Raw genomic sequence first — 15997 nt, 5'->3', positions numbered from 1 at the left:
CTCAAATAAACGTCAGATGACGTTTTTATCTGTCAATCTCACCAAAAACAATGTCCTGAGTACCAATAATAGTTACAGCATCGGCAATCATATGTCCCTTCGCCATTTCATCCAGACCTTGCAGGTGCGGGAAGCCTGGAGCGCGAATCTTCAAGCGGTACGGTTTATTAGCACCATCGGACATCAAGTAAATACCAAACTCACCCTTTGGATGCTCAACTGCAGCATAAGCCTCGCCAGCAGGAACATGGAAGCCTTCTGTGAACAGCTTGAAGTGATGAATCAAGTCTTCCATATTTGACTTCATGTCGACGCGATGTGGCGGCGTAACCTTGTGATTAGCTGAAATCACAGGCCCTTGATTATTTCTGAGCCACTCTACGCATTGCTTGATAATGCGGTTAGATTGACGCATCTCTTCTACACGAACGAGATAACGATCATAGCAATCACCATTGACGCCAACAGCAATATCAAAGTCGAGCAAATCATAAACTTCGTATGGTTGTTTCTTACGCAGATCCCATTCGACACCGGAACCACGCAACATCGCACCGGTAAAGCCCATCGCTTTCGCACGCTCGGGCGATACAACACCGACACCGACCAAACGCTGCTTCCAGATACGATTATCCGTCAACAAAGTTTCGTACTCGTCGACGTATTTCGGGAAGCGATTTGTAAAATCTTCGATAAAATCAAGCAAAGAGCCTTGACGGTTTTCGTTAAGAAAACGCATCGATTTTTCGTTTTTCAGCAAAGACGCTTTATGCTTAGGCATTTCGTCAGGCAAATCACGGTAGACACCGCCCGGACGATAGTAAGCTGCATGCATACGCGCACCGGAAACCGCCTCATAGCAATCCATCAGATCTTCGCGTTCGCGGAATGCGTACAACATCACAGCCATTGCACCGACGTCAAGCGCATGCGCGCCTATCCACAGCAAGTGATTCAACAATCGTGTGATTTCATCGAACATCACGCGGATGTATTGCGCACGCAGGGGCACTTCCAAGCCCAGCATTTTCTCAATCGCCATCACATAAGCATGCTCATTCGCCATCATCGAGACGTAATCGAGCCGGTCCATGTACGGAACAGATTGTAAAAATGTTTTTTGTTCTGCCAATTTTTCAGTTGCACGATGCAACAAGCCAATATGAGGATCGGCACGCTGAATAACTTCGCCATCCAACTCCAGCACCAAGCGCAATACACCGTGCGCAGCAGGATGCTGAGGACCAAAGTTGAGTGTGTAATTCTTAATCTCAGCCATTATTTCATCCCGTAATTTTCTTCGCGAATAATACGCGGGGTATTTTCGCGCGGCTCAATAGTCACAGGTTGATAGACAACGCGTTTTTGATCCGCATCGTAACGCATCTCCACATAACCAGACACTGGGAAATCTTTGCGGAATGGGTGACCAATAAAACCATAGTCAGTCAGAATACGACGCAAGTCGTTATGACCGTCAAACAATATGCCATACAAATCAAAGGCTTCACGCTCGTACCAGTTCGCAGCATTCCAGACATCAGTCAAAGAAGATACAAGCGGCATTTCATCATCCGTCGCAAAAACGCGAACCCGAAGACGCCAGTTATTTTTGATCGACAACAAGTGCGTTACGACTGCATACCGGGAACCATCCCAAGCACCATCAGCGTAGGTCGAATAATCAACACCACAAAGGTCAATCAATTCTTCAAAACACGTATCTGAGTGATCGCGCAAATCACGCATCACCTGCAAATATTCAGCTGCCGACACAACAATCGTCAACTCACCGAGAGCATTTTTCAGCTCAAGAATACGCTCACCCAAGACTGTTTTTAATGCCTGCTCGAGTTTTTCTAATTTGATCGTCATAGTTAAAGGCTGCCTCAGCAATCGCGCGATCAGCGCGCGATAGTGTTTGTACGTTTAATTTTGTTTTGCAGCTGAATGACGCCATACAGCAACGCTTCTGCAGTCGGCGGACAACCAGGCACATAAATATCAACTGGAACAATGCGATCACAGCCACGCACAACGGAGTACGAGTAATGATAATAACCGCCACCATTAGCGCAAGAACCCATGGAAATAACCCAGCGAGGCTCCGCCATCTGATCGTAGACTTTCCGCAACGCAGGCGCCATCTTGTTACACAAGGTACCCGCGACGATCATCACATCCGAATGACGTGGAGATGGGCGAAACACAACACCAAAACGATCCAGATCATAACGGGACGCACCAGCATGCATCATTTCAACTGCGCAACAGGCCAAACCAAACGTCATCGGCCACATAGAACCAGTACGCGTCCAGTTAATCAGCTTATCGGCTGTTGTCGTAACAAAGCCTTCGTTCAACACACCTTCAATAGCCATTTTCCATCACTCCCAATCCAGAGCGCCTTTTTTCCAGATGTACCAAAACCCGACAGCAAATTCGAGCACAAAGCCAAGCATAATCAAGAAACCAGTCCATCCCAGATCGCGCATAGCAACGCCCCACGGGAAGAAAAATGCAGTTTCAAGATCAAAGAGAATGAAGAGAATCGCGATCAAATAATATCGCACATCAAATTTCATGCGAGCATCTTCAAATGCCTCGAAGCCACACTCGTATGCTGATGTTTTTTGAGAATCCGGCTTATACGGACCGAGAACCCGCCCCAAAACCTGAGGCAATACACCGACTCCGATACCAACCAGAATAAAGAGAAGAACTGGGAAATAATTTTCGAGGTTCACGTTAGGCTACCTGTATTTGAACGCCATATTGAAGCAAACCATTCTTGAAGAACCTCATCAAAAATAGCCACTTCCTCGACAAAATCAGAAAAGAAAACTGATTTGTTTTTTTGGTGCCGACGACGAGACTCGAACTCGTACAGCTTTCGCCACTACCCCCTCAAGATAGCGTGTCTACCAATTTCACCACGTCGGCATAAGCCCAGCATTCTACCCTGAATGACCTCATTGTTCAACGCACAATCGAGGAAATTCAAGTTTTTTTGCCGGGAAATATCAATTTATTTTGGAATCTGATTCGGCTGCGCAGATGAAGCAGTAGCGGCAGAAGCTGGCGCAGGTGTTTGCACAACTGCAGGCGCTACTTTTGTCACAGGCAGATTATCCATCACACCGCCAGCTGGCTTACGCTCACCACCAAAAACACCCAAAGCCAATGTTGCAGCGAAAAATATTGCGGCTGCTATGCCAGTGGAGCGCGACAAGAAATTAGATGAACCTGTTGCACCAAACAGACTACCGGAAGCACCCGAGCCAAAAGAGGCCCCCATATCCGCGCCTTTACCATGCTGCAGCAAAACGAGCGCAATAATTGCCAATGCAGAGATAACCTGAACGACCACGACCAATGTAAAAAAAGTTTGCATTCAAAACACCTAAAAAAATTAATCTTCAATCTTCAGCAAATACCATCAAGCTGCAGCAGCAATAGCAAGGAAATCAGCAGATTTCAACGCAGCGCCACCGATCAAGCCGCCATCAATATCTGCCATTGCCAGTAAGTCCTTTGCATTTTCGGGCTTCATACTACCACCATAAAGTATTTGCACCGAAGCAGCCGCAGCAACATCTTTCAAAGCAATTTGTTGGCGCAAAAAGGCATGCACATCCTGCGCCATTTGTGGCGTCGCCGTTTTACCGGTACCAATTGCCCACACTGGTTCATAAGCGACAACAAGCTGAGTAATTTGCGCAACATCAACGACATCCAGCACCGCCTGCAATTGCGCAGCAACCACTTCCTCAGTCTGACCGCTCTCACGCTGCTCCAAGGTTTCACCCACACATACAATAGGGATCAAGCTCTCGGACAGCGCACGCGAAGTTTTTCTTGCAACGTCCGCATTCGATTCAGCATGGTATGCGCGCCGCTCAGAATGCCCGACAATCACATATTGACAACCACAATCAACCAACATCGATGCAGCAACCTCGCCGGTAAATGCGCCTTGTGCATGCTCAGAAACATCTTGCGCCCCCCATTTTACAGGGCTCGCCGTCAGCAACTCAGCGCATTGAGTCAGATACGGCGCTGGCGCACATACCAAAACATCACAATCCGAAGATACGGGCAATCCGGCTACGATTTCAGATAACAACGAACGATTGGCCGCAAAGCTGCCGTTCATTTTCCAGTTACCTGCAATTAGTGTACGTCGCATAAGAGATCAGAATATAAATAACCGTCTATTGTATCCCGCTGACAATACCCGGTCAAACAAAGCCAGCGCAAAACAAACACGGACAACATCCCAATCCGACACATATCTGCCCAGCGCGTCTGAGACATGCATTTTTCAATACACTTTCATCGACGTCTACGATATCTCAGAAAAAGAACCCCGACAGACTCACACCAACTGCAGCATAATTTTACCTATGTGGCGACCATCTTCCATCATAGCGTGCGCTTGATCCGCCTGAATCAAAGGAAAGACCTGATGAATAACCGGCCTGATTTTTCCGGACTCAAGTAACGGCCAGACATGTTGCTGCAATTGCGCAGAAATCTGTCTCTTAAACTCAACCGAACGTGGACGCAAGGTTGATCCGGTGATCGTCAGTCGCCGGCGCAAGACCTGCCCAAAATCAACATCTCCACGGTTACCGCCTAACAAAGCAATAATCGCAATCCGACCATCATCTGCGAGACTATCGATCTCCATTGGAATGTAACTTCCGGCAACCATATCAAGAATCACATCCACCCCCTTGCCAGCAGTCAGGGATTTCACAAGCTCCGGGAATTTTTCAGTTTTATAGTTAATAGCCCGCTCTGCCCCTAATCCCTCAGCAGCACGGCATTTTTCATCGGTTCCCGCCGTAGCAAAAACCCGGTGCCCAAGAGCGCTTGCAATCTGAATCGCAGCAACTCCGATTCCTGATGTACCACCCTGCACCAGCAAAGTCTCACCATCACTAAATCTGGCGCGATCAAAGACATTACTCCAGACGGTGAAATAAGTTTCGGGTAATGAGGCTGCCTCTACCATACTCAAACCCTTGGGTACGGGGAGACACTGCGCAGCAGGTGCAACACAATATTCAGCGTACCCACCGCCCTGCACCAGTGCGCAGACGAAATCACCTATCTGAAAATTGGTCGCAGATAAGTCGCCACCAACAATTTCTCCGGCAACCTCCAGCCCAGGCAAATCTGAAGCCCCCTGAGGAACAGGATAGTAGCCAAGCCGCTGCAACACGTCCGGGCGATTCACACCGGCGGCATGCACCTTGATCAAAACCTCGCCAGCCTGCGCTTGCGGAATCTCGCGCTCACACAATTGCAAAACCTCGGGCGCTCCATATTTTGTAATTTCAATTGCACGCATAAAACTCACCGAATAAATAAAGAAATCATTGTAAGCCAATAAAAAAACGCCCGTTTAAACGGGCGTTTTTTTCAACAACTCATTACAATCAGCGCAATTACTGGGCTGCCTGCGGCTCTTGTGACTGAGCCTGCGCATCACCTTCAACAGCAGCTGCTTTCATGGACAACTTGAAGCGACCACGATCATCGGTTTCCAACACTTTAACGCGTACTTGCTGACCTTCTTTGAGATAGTCAGCAACGGCATTGACACGTTCATTAGCGATCTGACTGATGTGCAGCAGGCCATCTTTACCCGGCATGATTTGCACAATCGCACCGAAGTCCAGCAATTTCAACACAGTACCTTCGTAGATTTTGCCCACTTCAACTTCCGCAGTCAGCTCTTCGATACGACGTTTGGCTTCCTGTCCAGCAGCTGCATCAACAGAAGCGATAGTAACGACGCCTTCGTCGCTGATGTCGATCTGCGTACCTGTTTCTTCAGTCAGCGCACGAATCACCGCACCACCTTTACCGATCACGTCACGGATTTTTTCAGGATTGATCTTGATGGTGATCAGGCGTGGAGCAAAATCAGACAACTCGGTATTGCCAACCGGAACGGCCTCTTGCATTTTACCCAGAATATGGACACGGCCTTCTTTCGCTTGCGCCAAAGCGACTTGCATAATTTCTTTAGTAATGCCCTGGATTTTGATATCCATTTGCAATGCAGTGATACCTTCTGCAGTACCGGCAACTTTAAAGTCCATATCGCCGAGGTGATCTTCATCACCCAGAATATCGGTCAGAACAGCGAACTTATTACCTTCTTTGATCAGACCCATGGCGATACCGGCAACATGCGCTTTCATCGGCACACCAGCATCCATCAACGCCAGGCAGCCACCGCAAACAGACGCCATCGACGATGAACCATTGGATTCAGTAATTTCAGAAACCAGACGTACGGAGTAGCTAAAATCTTCCGGATCAGGCAATGCAGCCTGCAACGCACGCTTAGCCAAACGGCCATGACCGATTTCACGGCGCTTAGGCGTGCCAACGCGACCAGTTTCACCAGTAGCAAACGGAGGCATGTTGTAATGCAACATGAAGCGGTCAGAGTATTCGCCCATCAACGCATCGATTTTTTGCTCGTCGCGCGCAGTACCCAAAGTCGCAATCACCAAAGCCTGTGTTTCACCACGGGTGAACAAAGCAGTGCCATGCGTACGTGGCAAAATACCAGTGCGGATAGTGATAGGACGTACGGTGCGCGTGTCGCGACCGTCAATACGTGGCTCACCTTCGAGGATTTGGGAACGAACGATTTTCGCTTCCAGATCAAACAAGATATTGCCAACGTCTGCAGAATCAGGAGCAGCCTCACCTTTAGCGGCAGCTTGTTCAGCGAGCGCGGCAGCAACTGTAGACGTTGCGGCCTTCAATTGTTCAGTACGAGCCTGCTTTTCTTTGGTTTGATATGCAGCACGTAACAGCGGCTCTGCAACAGCAGTTACCGCAGCGATCAGCGGCTCATTTTTTGCTGCAGGCGCCCATTGCACTTCAGGCTTGCCACCGTCGCGTACTAATTCATGGATCGCATCGATAACGGCTTTCATTTGCTCGTGACCGAACACAACCGCACCCAGCATGACTTCTTCAGACAATTGCTGTGCTTCAGACTCCACCATCAATACAGCTTGCTCAGTACCTGCAACAACCAGATCCAGCTTGGAAGATTTCAACTGCGTCGCAGTTGGATTCAATACGTACTGGCCATCGATATAACCAACGCGCGCGGCACCAACAGGGCCACTGAAAGGAATACCTGCAACAGAAATAGCAGCAGAAGCACCGATCATCGCAGCGATATCCGGATCTATCTCAGGATTCACAGACAATACATGCACGATCACCTGAACTTCATTCAGATAACCCTCAGGAAACAAAGGGCGAATCGGGCGATCGATCAAACGTGAAGTTAATGTTTCTTTTTCTGATGGACGACCTTCACGCTTGAAGAAACCGCCAGGAATGCGGCCAGCAGCGTAAGTTTTTTCCATGTAATCCACGGTCAGAGGGAAAAAATCCTGACCAGGTTTTGCATCTTTTTTTGCAACGACAGTTGCCAGCACGACAGTGTCTTCGATCGAGACCATCACTGCGCCAGAGGCCTGACGTGCGATTTCACCGGTCTCCAATGTCACCTGATGTTGACCGTATTGGAAAGTTTTCGTAATTTTGTTAAACACAATGTGTCCTTTCTATTTTGCCGACAGATTTTCAGGCGCTGTCGTTCACCTCACCACGTGCAATCCGTCAGGATTGCCTTTTGCCAGTTTTTTGCTTATTTCTAACAAATTTTGCTAAAAATTTCGCGCAAAACCAAAACACCAGATAAACAAAAAGCCTGCGACAGTCAACTGACGCAGGCTTTTTGCTATAAATTTTTTGCTAAATTCAGCAAGAATTACTTACGCAAGCCGAGTTTTTCGATCAGAGCGCGATAGCGATTCAGGTCTTTACCTTTCAGGTAAGACAACAGGCTTTTACGACGGTTAACCATCATAATCAGACCGCGACGGGAATGGTGATCTTTACCGTGCGCTTTGAAGTGACCGTTCAAATCATTGATACGGGCTGTCAGCAAAGCAACCTGAACTTCTGGAGAACCTGTGTCGTTTTGACCACGGGCGTTGTCCGCTACGATAGCGGCTTTTGCACTTTTTTCGATAGACATAATTTTTCCTTTACATGCGATAACAAGAGTCGTTTGATGACAAAACCATCGTTATCGTGAAATAAACTCCCACCAAAATGACGGGAGCCGAGACTATAGCACACAAATAATCAATGAATCAAACTTGTGGATTCAGCTTTTCTGACTTGGATTCGAGTTTATTCAGCGCTGACAAGTAAGCCTTCGCAGACGCCACGACGATATCAGGATCAGCACCGACGCCATTGACGATACGTCCGGCTTTTTGCAACCGCATCGTCACTTCTCCCTGCGACTGTGTGCCGGTCGTAATTGCGTTGACTGAAAACAGCAGTAATTCAGCACCACTACTCACTTCAGACTCAATCGCATTCACAATCGCGTCCACAGGGCCATTTCCTTTTGCTTCGCAAGTCACTTCTTTTCCAGCGAAAGCAAACACCACTTTTGCTTTTGGTGATTCGCCAGTTTCAGAATGCTGAGCCAGCGAAACAAAATGGTAAGCCTCTTTGTCATTCGCTTGTTCTTCATCCGAAACCAACGCCAAAATATCTTCGTCGAAAATCTCTGATTTGCGATCGGCCAGTTCTTTGAAACGGGTAAAAGCTGCATTGATTTCTGCTTCAGATTCCAGTGTAATGCCCAACTCTTCGAGGCGCTGCTTAAATGCATTCCGGCCAGAGAGCTTACCGAGAACAATTTTATTCGCACTCCAACCCACGTCTTCGGCACGCATGATCTCATAGGTATCGCGCGCTTTCAAAATGCCGTCCTGATGTATGCCGGACGCATGTGCAAACGCGTTCGCGCCAACGACTGCTTTATTCGGCTGCACAGCGAAACCGGTAATTTGCGATACCAGTTTCGACGCCGGAACGATCTGCGTCGTATCGATTCCCAGATCGAGATTAAAGTAATCTTTACGCGTACGCACCGCCATCACGATCTCTTCAAGTGCGGTATTACCTGCGCGCTCGCCAAGTCCGTTAATCGTACATTCTACCTGGCGCGCGCCACCGATCATGACACCTGCCAGTGAATTCGCCACTGCCATCCCCAGATCGTTATGACAATGTACGGACCAGATTGCTTTGTCGGAATTTGGAATGCGCTCACGCAAAGTCTTCAACATATTGCCGTACAACTCAGGTACACCATAACCGACAGTGTCGGCAAAATTAATTGTGGTGGCGCCTTCTTTAATCACAGCTTCAATTACGCGGCACAAGAAATCCATTTCGGAGCGGCTGCCATCTTCAGGGCTGAATTCGACGTCGTCCGTAAAATTACGCGCAAAACGCACAGCCTGAATCGCTTGTTCCAACACCTGATCCGGACTCATGCGCAATTTTTTCTCCATGTGCAAAGGAGACGTCGCAATAAAGGTATGAATACGCTTGCGCTGAGCAGCAGCCAGGGCTTCCGCAGCACGGGAAATATCGCGGTCATTGGCGCGCGACAAAGAACAGATAATAGAATCTTTGATCGTCGCGGAAATCGCCTTGATCGACTCAAAATCGCCGGGCGACGCGGCCGCAAAACCAGCTTCAATCACATCGACTTTCAAACGTTCCAGTTGTTTTGCAATCCGCAGTTTTTCATCTTTGGTCATCGATGCGCCCGGTGATTGCTCGCCATCGCGCAAAGTAGTGTCAAATATGATGAGTTTGTCTGCCATGATTTTCTCCTGAAAAGAATGTTTGAGATTGAAAATGAATCGATAAAAATGCTGAATATTCTCCGCCCCACCCTTGCAACGCACACAGGGGTAAGAGATTACTCAAATTGTGGGTATGGGGGATTTAGCGCGTTACCGCACTAGCAGAAATGCAAATAGCGATAGCAGACGGGAGGCGTCTGCTAAAGTTTTTAATGTGAGGGATGTGACTGAAAAGTTCATGCATTCGACTATAAGCGCGAACACAGAAAAGTGCAAGAATTTATAGCAGCATCTGTCTAATTTAATTAATCCGAAAAGAAAAAAAGCCACAATGCATTTTGTACATTGCGGCGATTCTGCGTTAAAACAAAATTTTATTTATCGTCGTGCGTTTCGACGCTGGTCTGGATGATGCTGATCGGACGGCCCTTGCGCCAGCGCCACAGCAACACAACGTAACCAGATAAGCCATACAACACAAACAAACCAAATAACACTTTAGGCGGATCACTGACCACCACCACATACACTAATAAAACCAGTAAGGGTGCGATAAAAGGAACGCTCTTTTTAAGGTTCACATCTTTGAAACTGTAAAACGGAACATTCGTCACCATCGTCAAGCCAGCGAATAAGGTGATGCTCCATGCAATCCAACGCAGATCAGCGCCAACAAAATGCAAATCATCCATCAGCAACACAAACCCGGCAACTAAGGCCGCCGCAGCCGGGCTTGGCAAGCCCTGAAAATAACGTTTATCAACGATGCTGATATTCGTATTAAAGCGTGCCAGTCGCAACGCGGCGCCGGCGCAATAAACGAATGCCGCCAGCCAGCCGAGTTTATCCATGCCGCGCAGCGACCATTCATACACGACCAGTGCCGGTGCAGCACCAAAAGAAATCATGTCTGACAGACTGTCGTACTGCGCACCGAATTCACTTTGGGTATTCGTCATCCGCGCAACCCGGCCATCCAGACTATCAAGTACCATCGCAACAAAAATCGCGAGTGCCGCCTGATAAAAACGCTGATCCATCGCCATGACGATGGCGTAAAAACCGCAGAACAGCGCAGCCGTCGTAAATGCATTCGGCAACAGATAAATGCCGCGTCCGCGCGCCGCCGTTTTCACCGGTAAGGCAATACCGTCAGCATCGACTCTTTGCTGCGTTTTACGCACGCCTTTAGGGAAAAGTTTGAAATTACCTTTGGGTTTGCGTCGATTAAAAGATGGCATGTGAATCTAAAGAAATAAAATAGCCCGAACATGTCGGGCGGAACCTGGCACTTTGCGCTGGAAGTATAACCCTGTTTATCAGTCAGGCAAACCCGCAAGCCTGAGTGTATGGTCTATTTCAGGCGCAGTTTTCCGGTGATTTTTATATTCAGAGAAGTAAATCCCGGCTCAAAGCTGGGTTCCGTTGCCGCCGCATCAGCTCTGGCTGCCTTGAGCATCATCGGCGCAGCTTCAAACGGACGCAACTCGCTACCGGCGTTATCGAAATCAAGAGACTCAATCACAATATCATCAAGCTTCTTCCCCATCGTCGCTGCAATCATTTTGACTTTCTCAGAAAACTGACGATAACCAGCGTCAACCCGCGCGGCTTCGAATTTTTTGATCGCAGCATCAGACAAACCGAAATTCACACCGTTCAGCGCCAACACTTTCTGCCCCGCGGCTGCCGTCGACGACAACTGCGCAATATTGGTCGTCTTCACTTCCAGATACTGACCAGATCGCCAACCTGTAATCTGGCGCTTGACTGGCTGCCCTGCGGCATTCACAGGGGTTTCTGCATAGATGGGATACGAATAATAAGACCGCGTACGCAACTCTGCCTGCGGGTCTTCTTTCCTGATCAGCTCAGTACCGGATTTCATTTTCTGATTGACTCTGGACGCGGCCACGGTTTTGTCTTTGTCCTGCTCTTCGATATAAAAATTGAGCACCGCCTGATCATTATCCGCCTTCACATCTGCCGATCCTGAAACCGTAATAACGGTGCCGGTGAGCGTCTGCGCGGCAACCGGCAATGCCAGCACACAAGCCGCAGTAAAACCAAGTAGTTTTTTCATGATCATTCTCCAGAAATGTTGATATTGTTGATTCAGACAAGTCTTCTTGATTCAAGTTGCAAAGATACCTTGTTTTCAGTGTTCTCACCCATCCAATATTCCTGCAATGACTCCAACAGGATTGTGTTTCAAAGCTAAATCGGCTTCTCCCCTCATTTTCAGCCCTAAAAATACTCCCCCCAGTATATTTAAAGCCCCTTTATTTTATTAGGACATATAGGTGAAAATTAAACATACTCCCCTGTTTTATTCAATTTACCGACAAAAAACAGATATTTTGAGACGAAAAAAAAGTCGTCCCAGTGGACGACTTTTAGCCTTCGAGCCGCGTGCGCCTGCCAGCGCACGCTGGATGATGCCCGGCGATCTTGAAGAGTTAGTTCTTCGATTGATCAACCAGTTTGTTTTTCGCAATCCGAGTGCACTTGAAGGCGTAAAAAAAGTCGTCCCAGTGGACGACTTTTAGCTTTCGAGCTGCGTGCGCCTGCCAGCGCACGCTGGATGATGCCCGGCGATCTTGAAGATTAGTTCTTCGATTGATCAACCAGTTTGTTTTTAGCAATCCAAGGCATCATCGCACGCAATTTTGCGCCGACTTCTTCGATCTGATGTTCTGCAGTCAGACGACGGCGGGAAATCAAGGTAGGCGCGCCTGCTTTGTTTTCCAGGATGAAGCTCTTCGCGTATTCACCAGTCTGAATATCTTTCAGGCATTGGCGCATCGCATTTTTTGTGTCCTCAGTCACAACGCGTGGGCCTGTCACGTATTCGCCGTATTCTGCATTATTCGAGATCGAGTAATTCATGTTAGCGATACCGCCTTCATAGATCAGATCAACGATCAGTTTCAGTTCATGCAGACATTCGAAGTACGCCATTTCAGGTGCATAACCAGCTTCCACCAGCGTCTCGAAACCCGCTTTGATCAGTTCAACCGCACCACCACACAACACGGCCTGTTCACCGAATAAGTCTGTTTCTGTTTCTTCGCGGAAGTTGGTTTCGATGATGCCGGCACGGCCGCCGCCATTCGCCATTGCGTAAGACAAAGCGATGTCACGGGCAGAGCCGGATTTATCCTGATACACAGCGATCAGGTGCGGTACACCGCCACCTTGAGAATACGTACCGCGTACGGTGTGGCCAGGTGCTTTCGGAGCGATCATGATGACGTCCAGATCAGCGCGTGGCACCACTTGTCCGTAGTGAACGTTAAAGCCGTGTGCAAACGCGAGTACCGCGCCTTGCTTGGCGTAAGGTGCAACGTTTTCGTTGTAGACCTGAGCGATATTTTCATCCGGCAGCAAAATCATGATGACGTCAGCGGCTTTCACTGCTTCGTTGACTTCTGCCACTTTCAGGCCAGCGCCTTCAGCTTTAGACCATGATGCGCCGCCTTTACGCAAAGCAACCGTCACGTTACAACCGGAGTCGTTCAGGTTTTGTGCGTGTGCATGACCTTGTGAACCATAGCCGATGATGGCAACGTTTTTACCTTTGATCAGGGACAGATCACAATCTTTATCGTAGAAAACTTTCATTTTTTATCCTATTTAATTTGAATGATTTTTATATGCCAGAGGCAGATGAATACTTGCTTATACTTTGCTTATACTTTGAGGATGCGTTCGCCGCGTCCTATACCTGAGCCACCCGTTCTGACTGTCTCCAGAATTGACGCACGGTCAATGGAATCAATGAATGCATCCAATTTACCTTTATTGCCCGTCAATTCTATGGTGTAGGTTTTTTCGGTCACGTCAATGATGCGGCCGCGGAAAATATCCGCTGTACGCTTCATTTCTTCGCGCTCTTTGCCTACGGCTCTGACCTTGATCAGCATCAGCTCGCGTTCGATGTGCGCGCCTTCAGTCAGATCAACCACTTTCACCACTTCAATCAGACGATTCAGGTGTTTCGTGATTTGCTCGATGATGTCGTCAGAACCACTGGTCACAATGGTCATGCGGGACAAGGTCGGGTCTTCGGTCGGCGCAACCGTCAGCGTTTCAATGTTGTAACCACGGGCAGAAAACAATCCGACCACGCGGGACAAGGCACCGGCTTCATTTTCCAAAAGGATGGAGATAATGTGTCTCATATCACAGATCCTCCGAGCCAAGCAGCATTTCAGTCAGGCCCTGACCCGCCTTCACCATAGGCCAGACATTTTCAGTCTGATCGGTAATGAAGTTCATGAATACCAGTCTGTCTTTCATTGCGAACGCCTCACGTACTGCACCATCCACGTCTGCGGGATTTTCAATTTTCATGCCGACGTGGCCATAAGCTTCCACCAGTTTGGTGAAGTCCGGCAGTGAATCCATATACGACTCGGAATAGCGTGAACCGTAATCAATTTGCTGCCACTGTCTGACCATGCCGAGGAAGCGGTTGTTCAACAGAATGATCTTAGGTGTCAGGTGATATTGCTTGCAGGTCGCCAATTCCTGAATACACATTTGTATCGAGGCTTCGCCGGTAATGCAGGCAACGGTCGCATCCGGATTTGCCATCTGTACGCCCATCGCGTATGGCAAACCAACACCCATCGTCCCCAGACCACCGGAATTAATCCAGCGGCGCGGCTTATCGAAACGATAGTATTGCGCGGCCCACATCTGATGCTGGCCCACGTCGGAAGTCACAAAGGCGTCGCCATTGGTTACTTCCCATACTTTCTCAACCACTGATTGCGGCTTGATGAGTTCAGAAGACGGTGTGTATTTCAGGCATTCGCGACCACGCCATTCGTTGATCTGCTTCCACCATGCGGCCAGCGGCTTAGGATCGGGACGGGTCTCGACGGCGCTTAACTGCGACAACATTTCCTGCAATACGTCTTTGACATTACCGACGATAGGAATATCCACTTTCACGCGCTTGGATATTGAAGAAGGGTCGATGTCAATATGAATAATCTTGCGCGTATTCGACGCAAAATGCTTAGGATTACCAATCACGCGGTCATCGAAACGCGCACCGATCGCAATCAGCACATCGCAGTGCTGCATCGCCATGTTGGCTTCGTAAGTACCATGCATACCGGGCATGCCGACGAATTTCTCGTCGCTGGCGCGGTAAGCTCCGAGACCCATCAGCGTGTTCGTGCAAGGGAATCCCAGCTCGTCCACCAGCTTATTTAATTCAGCAGAAGCATGCGCCAGAATAACGCCGCCACCGGTGTAGATCATCGGACGTTCTGCCTGCAGCAATAACTGAACCGCTTTACGAATCTGACCAGCGTGTCCTTTATCGACAGGCTTATAAGAACGCATTTCAACTTCACGCGGATAGCTGTAAGTGGTTTTGTGCATGCTGATATCCTTAGGAATATCAACCAGCACAGGACCAGGACGTCCGGTTGTTGCGATGAAAAATGCTTTTTTGATCGTCTCTGCCAGATCCCGGACATCTTTGACCAGGAAATTATGTTTCACGCAAGGACGGGTAATACCTACCGTGTCGCACTCCTGAAAAGCATCCTGACCGATAACGGCACTGGACACCTGACCCGAGATGATCACCATAGGAATCGAATCCATGTAAGCAGTTGCCAGACCAGTCACCGCATTGGTAACGCCAGGTCCGGATGTGACCAGAGCCACACCTACTTTATTGGAAGAACGGGAGTAAGCATCAGCAGCATGAATCGCAGCCTGTTCGTGACGAACGAGGATATGCTGAAACTTATCTTGTTTGTAGATTGCGTCGTAGATATAAAGTACTGCGCCGCCCGGATATCCGAAAACGTGCTCAATACCTTCTTCGGCAAGACACTTGACCAGTATCTCTGCGCCTGTAAATTCTGAACTCATTATGTTGTCCTTTCAAGGTCCATAGGAAATTGATCGGATGTTCTTTCCTGGCGAAATCGACATGTAAATCCGGTGAGCTGACATCCCTTTTTGTACCGCGACATTTTCTTTTACACCCCCGTTGGGCGTGGTACCGGAAAATGCTTAAGGCACTCGTTCAATCAGTGTTAAGGCTTTACAACGACAAATTTCTCACGCTTGTGGCATGGGTTAGAACAAACAGCTTCATTAAAGCGCACTTGCGGGCAATAACATTGTGGGTTATTCCAGCCAAGTATTTGATACCCCGAGATTTTGAGGTGGACTCATACGGTAATGCGTTGCAGCATTTTGGTCAAGCAGAATTATTCTTTTCTCTTTTTATCAAC

The 15997-nt window shown here is 48.4% G+C and carries 16 protein-coding genes and 1 tRNA gene; 1 reads left to right on the top strand and 16 read right to left on the bottom strand.

All coding sequences use genetic code 11. The annotated features are described in order from the left end of the window. Positions 1 to 25: 25 nt before the first annotated feature. The 13 genes from KDM87_RS12485 to KDM87_RS12425 all read right to left on the bottom strand — a co-directional run bounded on the left by KDM87_RS12485 (position 26) and on the right by KDM87_RS12425 (position 11811). Positions 26 to 1279, bottom strand: coding sequence for an NADH-quinone oxidoreductase subunit D (locus tag KDM87_RS12485; RefSeq protein WP_212679392.1), 1254 nt, complete (start codon positions 1277 to 1279; stop codon positions 26 to 28). After that, positions 1279 to 1875, bottom strand: a complete 597-nt coding sequence (locus KDM87_RS12480; protein WP_212679391.1) for an NADH-quinone oxidoreductase subunit C — start codon at positions 1873 to 1875, stop codon at positions 1279 to 1281. The genes KDM87_RS12485 and KDM87_RS12480 overlap by 1 nt, the downstream gene beginning before the upstream one ends. A 29-nt stretch (positions 1876 to 1904) precedes the next feature. Further along, positions 1905 to 2381 carry a NuoB/complex I 20 kDa subunit family protein gene (locus KDM87_RS12475; protein ID WP_186885120.1) on the bottom strand — a complete coding sequence of 159 codons (477 nt, stop codon included), beginning with the start codon at positions 2379 to 2381 and terminating at the stop codon, positions 1905 to 1907. A 6-nt stretch (positions 2382 to 2387) separates the two neighbouring features. Beyond that, on the bottom strand, positions 2388 to 2747 hold the full coding sequence (locus KDM87_RS12470) for an NADH-quinone oxidoreductase subunit A (RefSeq protein WP_212679390.1): 360 nt from the start codon (positions 2745 to 2747) through the stop codon (positions 2388 to 2390). Positions 2748 to 2858: 111 nt separating this feature from the next. Further along, positions 2859 to 2943 (bottom strand) — tRNA-Leu (locus tag KDM87_RS12465). Positions 2944 to 3028: 85 nt separating this feature from the next. Then, complete coding sequence (secG, locus tag KDM87_RS12460; RefSeq protein WP_212679389.1) at positions 3029 to 3394, bottom strand: preprotein translocase subunit SecG; 366 nt, start codon at positions 3392 to 3394, stop codon at positions 3029 to 3031. Between the two features lie 45 nt (positions 3395 to 3439). Continuing rightward, the gene (gene tpiA, locus KDM87_RS12455; RefSeq protein WP_212679388.1) at positions 3440 to 4189 is read right to left on the bottom strand and encodes a triose-phosphate isomerase; all 750 of its coding nucleotides are present in this window, start codon (positions 4187 to 4189) and stop codon (positions 3440 to 3442) included. Positions 4190 to 4378: 189 nt separating this feature from the next. After that, a complete protein-coding gene (locus KDM87_RS12450; RefSeq protein ID WP_212679387.1) occupies positions 4379 to 5359 on the bottom strand; it encodes an NAD(P)H-quinone oxidoreductase in 981 nt (326 codons plus the stop codon). A gap of 97 nt (positions 5360 to 5456) precedes the next feature. Next, positions 5457 to 7601: a polyribonucleotide nucleotidyltransferase gene (gene pnp / locus KDM87_RS12445; RefSeq protein WP_212679386.1), complete on the bottom strand. Its 2145-nt coding sequence runs from the start codon at positions 7599 to 7601 to the stop codon at positions 5457 to 5459. A gap of 218 nt (positions 7602 to 7819) precedes the next feature. Further along, complete coding sequence (rpsO, locus tag KDM87_RS12440; protein ID WP_186885114.1) at positions 7820 to 8089, bottom strand: 30S ribosomal protein S15; 270 nt, start codon at positions 8087 to 8089, stop codon at positions 7820 to 7822. Between the two features lie 118 nt (positions 8090 to 8207). After that, on the bottom strand, positions 8208 to 9746 hold the full coding sequence (locus KDM87_RS12435; RefSeq protein WP_212679385.1) for a 2-isopropylmalate synthase: 1539 nt from the start codon (positions 9744 to 9746) through the stop codon (positions 8208 to 8210). 356 nt (positions 9747 to 10102) lie between these two features. Next, complete coding sequence (gene pssA / locus KDM87_RS12430) at positions 10103 to 10969, bottom strand: CDP-diacylglycerol--serine O-phosphatidyltransferase (RefSeq protein WP_212679384.1); 867 nt, start codon at positions 10967 to 10969, stop codon at positions 10103 to 10105. Positions 10970 to 11082: 113 nt separating this feature from the next. Continuing rightward, positions 11083 to 11811 carry an SIMPL domain-containing protein gene (locus KDM87_RS12425; RefSeq protein ID WP_230407754.1) on the bottom strand — a complete coding sequence of 243 codons (729 nt, stop codon included), beginning with the start codon at positions 11809 to 11811 and terminating at the stop codon, positions 11083 to 11085. 220 nt (positions 11812 to 12031) lie between these two features. Here KDM87_RS12425 and KDM87_RS12420 point away from each other — a divergent pair, with 220 nt between their 5' ends. Then, positions 12032 to 12277 (top strand): hypothetical protein, encoded by a 246-nt coding sequence (locus KDM87_RS12420; RefSeq protein ID WP_212679382.1) that lies wholly within the window; start codon positions 12032 to 12034, stop codon positions 12275 to 12277. Between the two features lie 58 nt (positions 12278 to 12335). On the opposite strand, the gene ilvC is transcribed toward KDM87_RS12420, so the two are convergent. From ilvC to KDM87_RS12405, 3 genes are all read right to left on the bottom strand, one after another. Next, positions 12336 to 13352, bottom strand: coding sequence for a ketol-acid reductoisomerase (ilvC, locus tag KDM87_RS12415; protein WP_186897929.1), 1017 nt, complete (start codon positions 13350 to 13352; stop codon positions 12336 to 12338). A gap of 68 nt (positions 13353 to 13420) precedes the next feature. Then, complete coding sequence (gene ilvN, locus KDM87_RS12410) at positions 13421 to 13912, bottom strand: acetolactate synthase small subunit (RefSeq protein ID WP_186885109.1); 492 nt, start codon at positions 13910 to 13912, stop codon at positions 13421 to 13423. A gap of 1 nt (position 13913) precedes the next feature. Next, positions 13914 to 15629 carry an acetolactate synthase 3 catalytic subunit gene (locus tag KDM87_RS12405; protein WP_212679381.1) on the bottom strand — a complete coding sequence of 572 codons (1716 nt, stop codon included), beginning with the start codon at positions 15627 to 15629 and terminating at the stop codon, positions 13914 to 13916. Positions 15630 to 15997: the final 368 nt, after the last annotated feature.

The organism is Cognatundibacterium rivi (assembly GCF_018139565.1).
Lineage (GTDB): Bacteria > Pseudomonadota > Gammaproteobacteria > Burkholderiales > Burkholderiaceae_D > Undibacterium > Undibacterium rivi.
This window is presented reverse-complemented; position numbering and strand designations above follow the sequence as displayed.

What these genes read in the sequence shown, in the direction of transcription:
- KDM87_RS12450 (WP_212679387.1), bottom strand. Translation starts at nt 5,359, where the DNA reads ATGCGTGCAATTGAAATTACAAAATATGGAGCGCCCGAGGTTTTGCAA.
- ilvC (WP_186897929.1), bottom strand. Translation starts at nt 13,352, where the DNA reads ATGAAAGTTTTCTACGATAAAGATTGTGATCTGTCCCTGATCAAAGGT.
- rpsO (WP_186885114.1), bottom strand. Translation starts at nt 8,089, where the DNA reads ATGTCTATCGAAAAAAGTGCAAAAGCCGCTATCGTAGCGGACAACGCC.
- KDM87_RS12480 (WP_212679391.1), bottom strand. Translation starts at nt 1,875, where the DNA reads ATGACGATCAAATTAGAAAAACTCGAGCAGGCATTAAAAACAGTCTTG.
- KDM87_RS12405 (WP_212679381.1), bottom strand. Translation starts at nt 15,629, where the DNA reads ATGAGTTCAGAATTTACAGGCGCAGAGATACTGGTCAAGTGTCTTGCC.
- pssA (WP_212679384.1), bottom strand. Translation starts at nt 10,969, where the DNA reads ATGCCATCTTTTAATCGACGCAAACCCAAAGGTAATTTCAAACTTTTC.
- secG (WP_212679389.1), bottom strand. Translation starts at nt 3,394, where the DNA reads ATGCAAACTTTTTTTACATTGGTCGTGGTCGTTCAGGTTATCTCTGCA.
- KDM87_RS12485 (WP_212679392.1), bottom strand. Translation starts at nt 1,279, where the DNA reads ATGGCTGAGATTAAGAATTACACACTCAACTTTGGTCCTCAGCATCCT.
- KDM87_RS12475 (WP_186885120.1), bottom strand. Translation starts at nt 2,381, where the DNA reads ATGGCTATTGAAGGTGTGTTGAACGAAGGCTTTGTTACGACAACAGCC.
- KDM87_RS12425 (WP_230407754.1), bottom strand. Translation starts at nt 11,811, where the DNA reads ATGAAAAAACTACTTGGTTTTACTGCGGCTTGTGTGCTGGCATTGCCG.
- ilvN (WP_186885109.1), bottom strand. Translation starts at nt 13,912, where the DNA reads ATGAGACACATTATCTCCATCCTTTTGGAAAATGAAGCCGGTGCCTTG.
- KDM87_RS12435 (WP_212679385.1), bottom strand. Translation starts at nt 9,746, where the DNA reads ATGGCAGACAAACTCATCATATTTGACACTACTTTGCGCGATGGCGAG.
- tpiA (WP_212679388.1), bottom strand. Translation starts at nt 4,189, where the DNA reads ATGCGACGTACACTAATTGCAGGTAACTGGAAAATGAACGGCAGCTTT.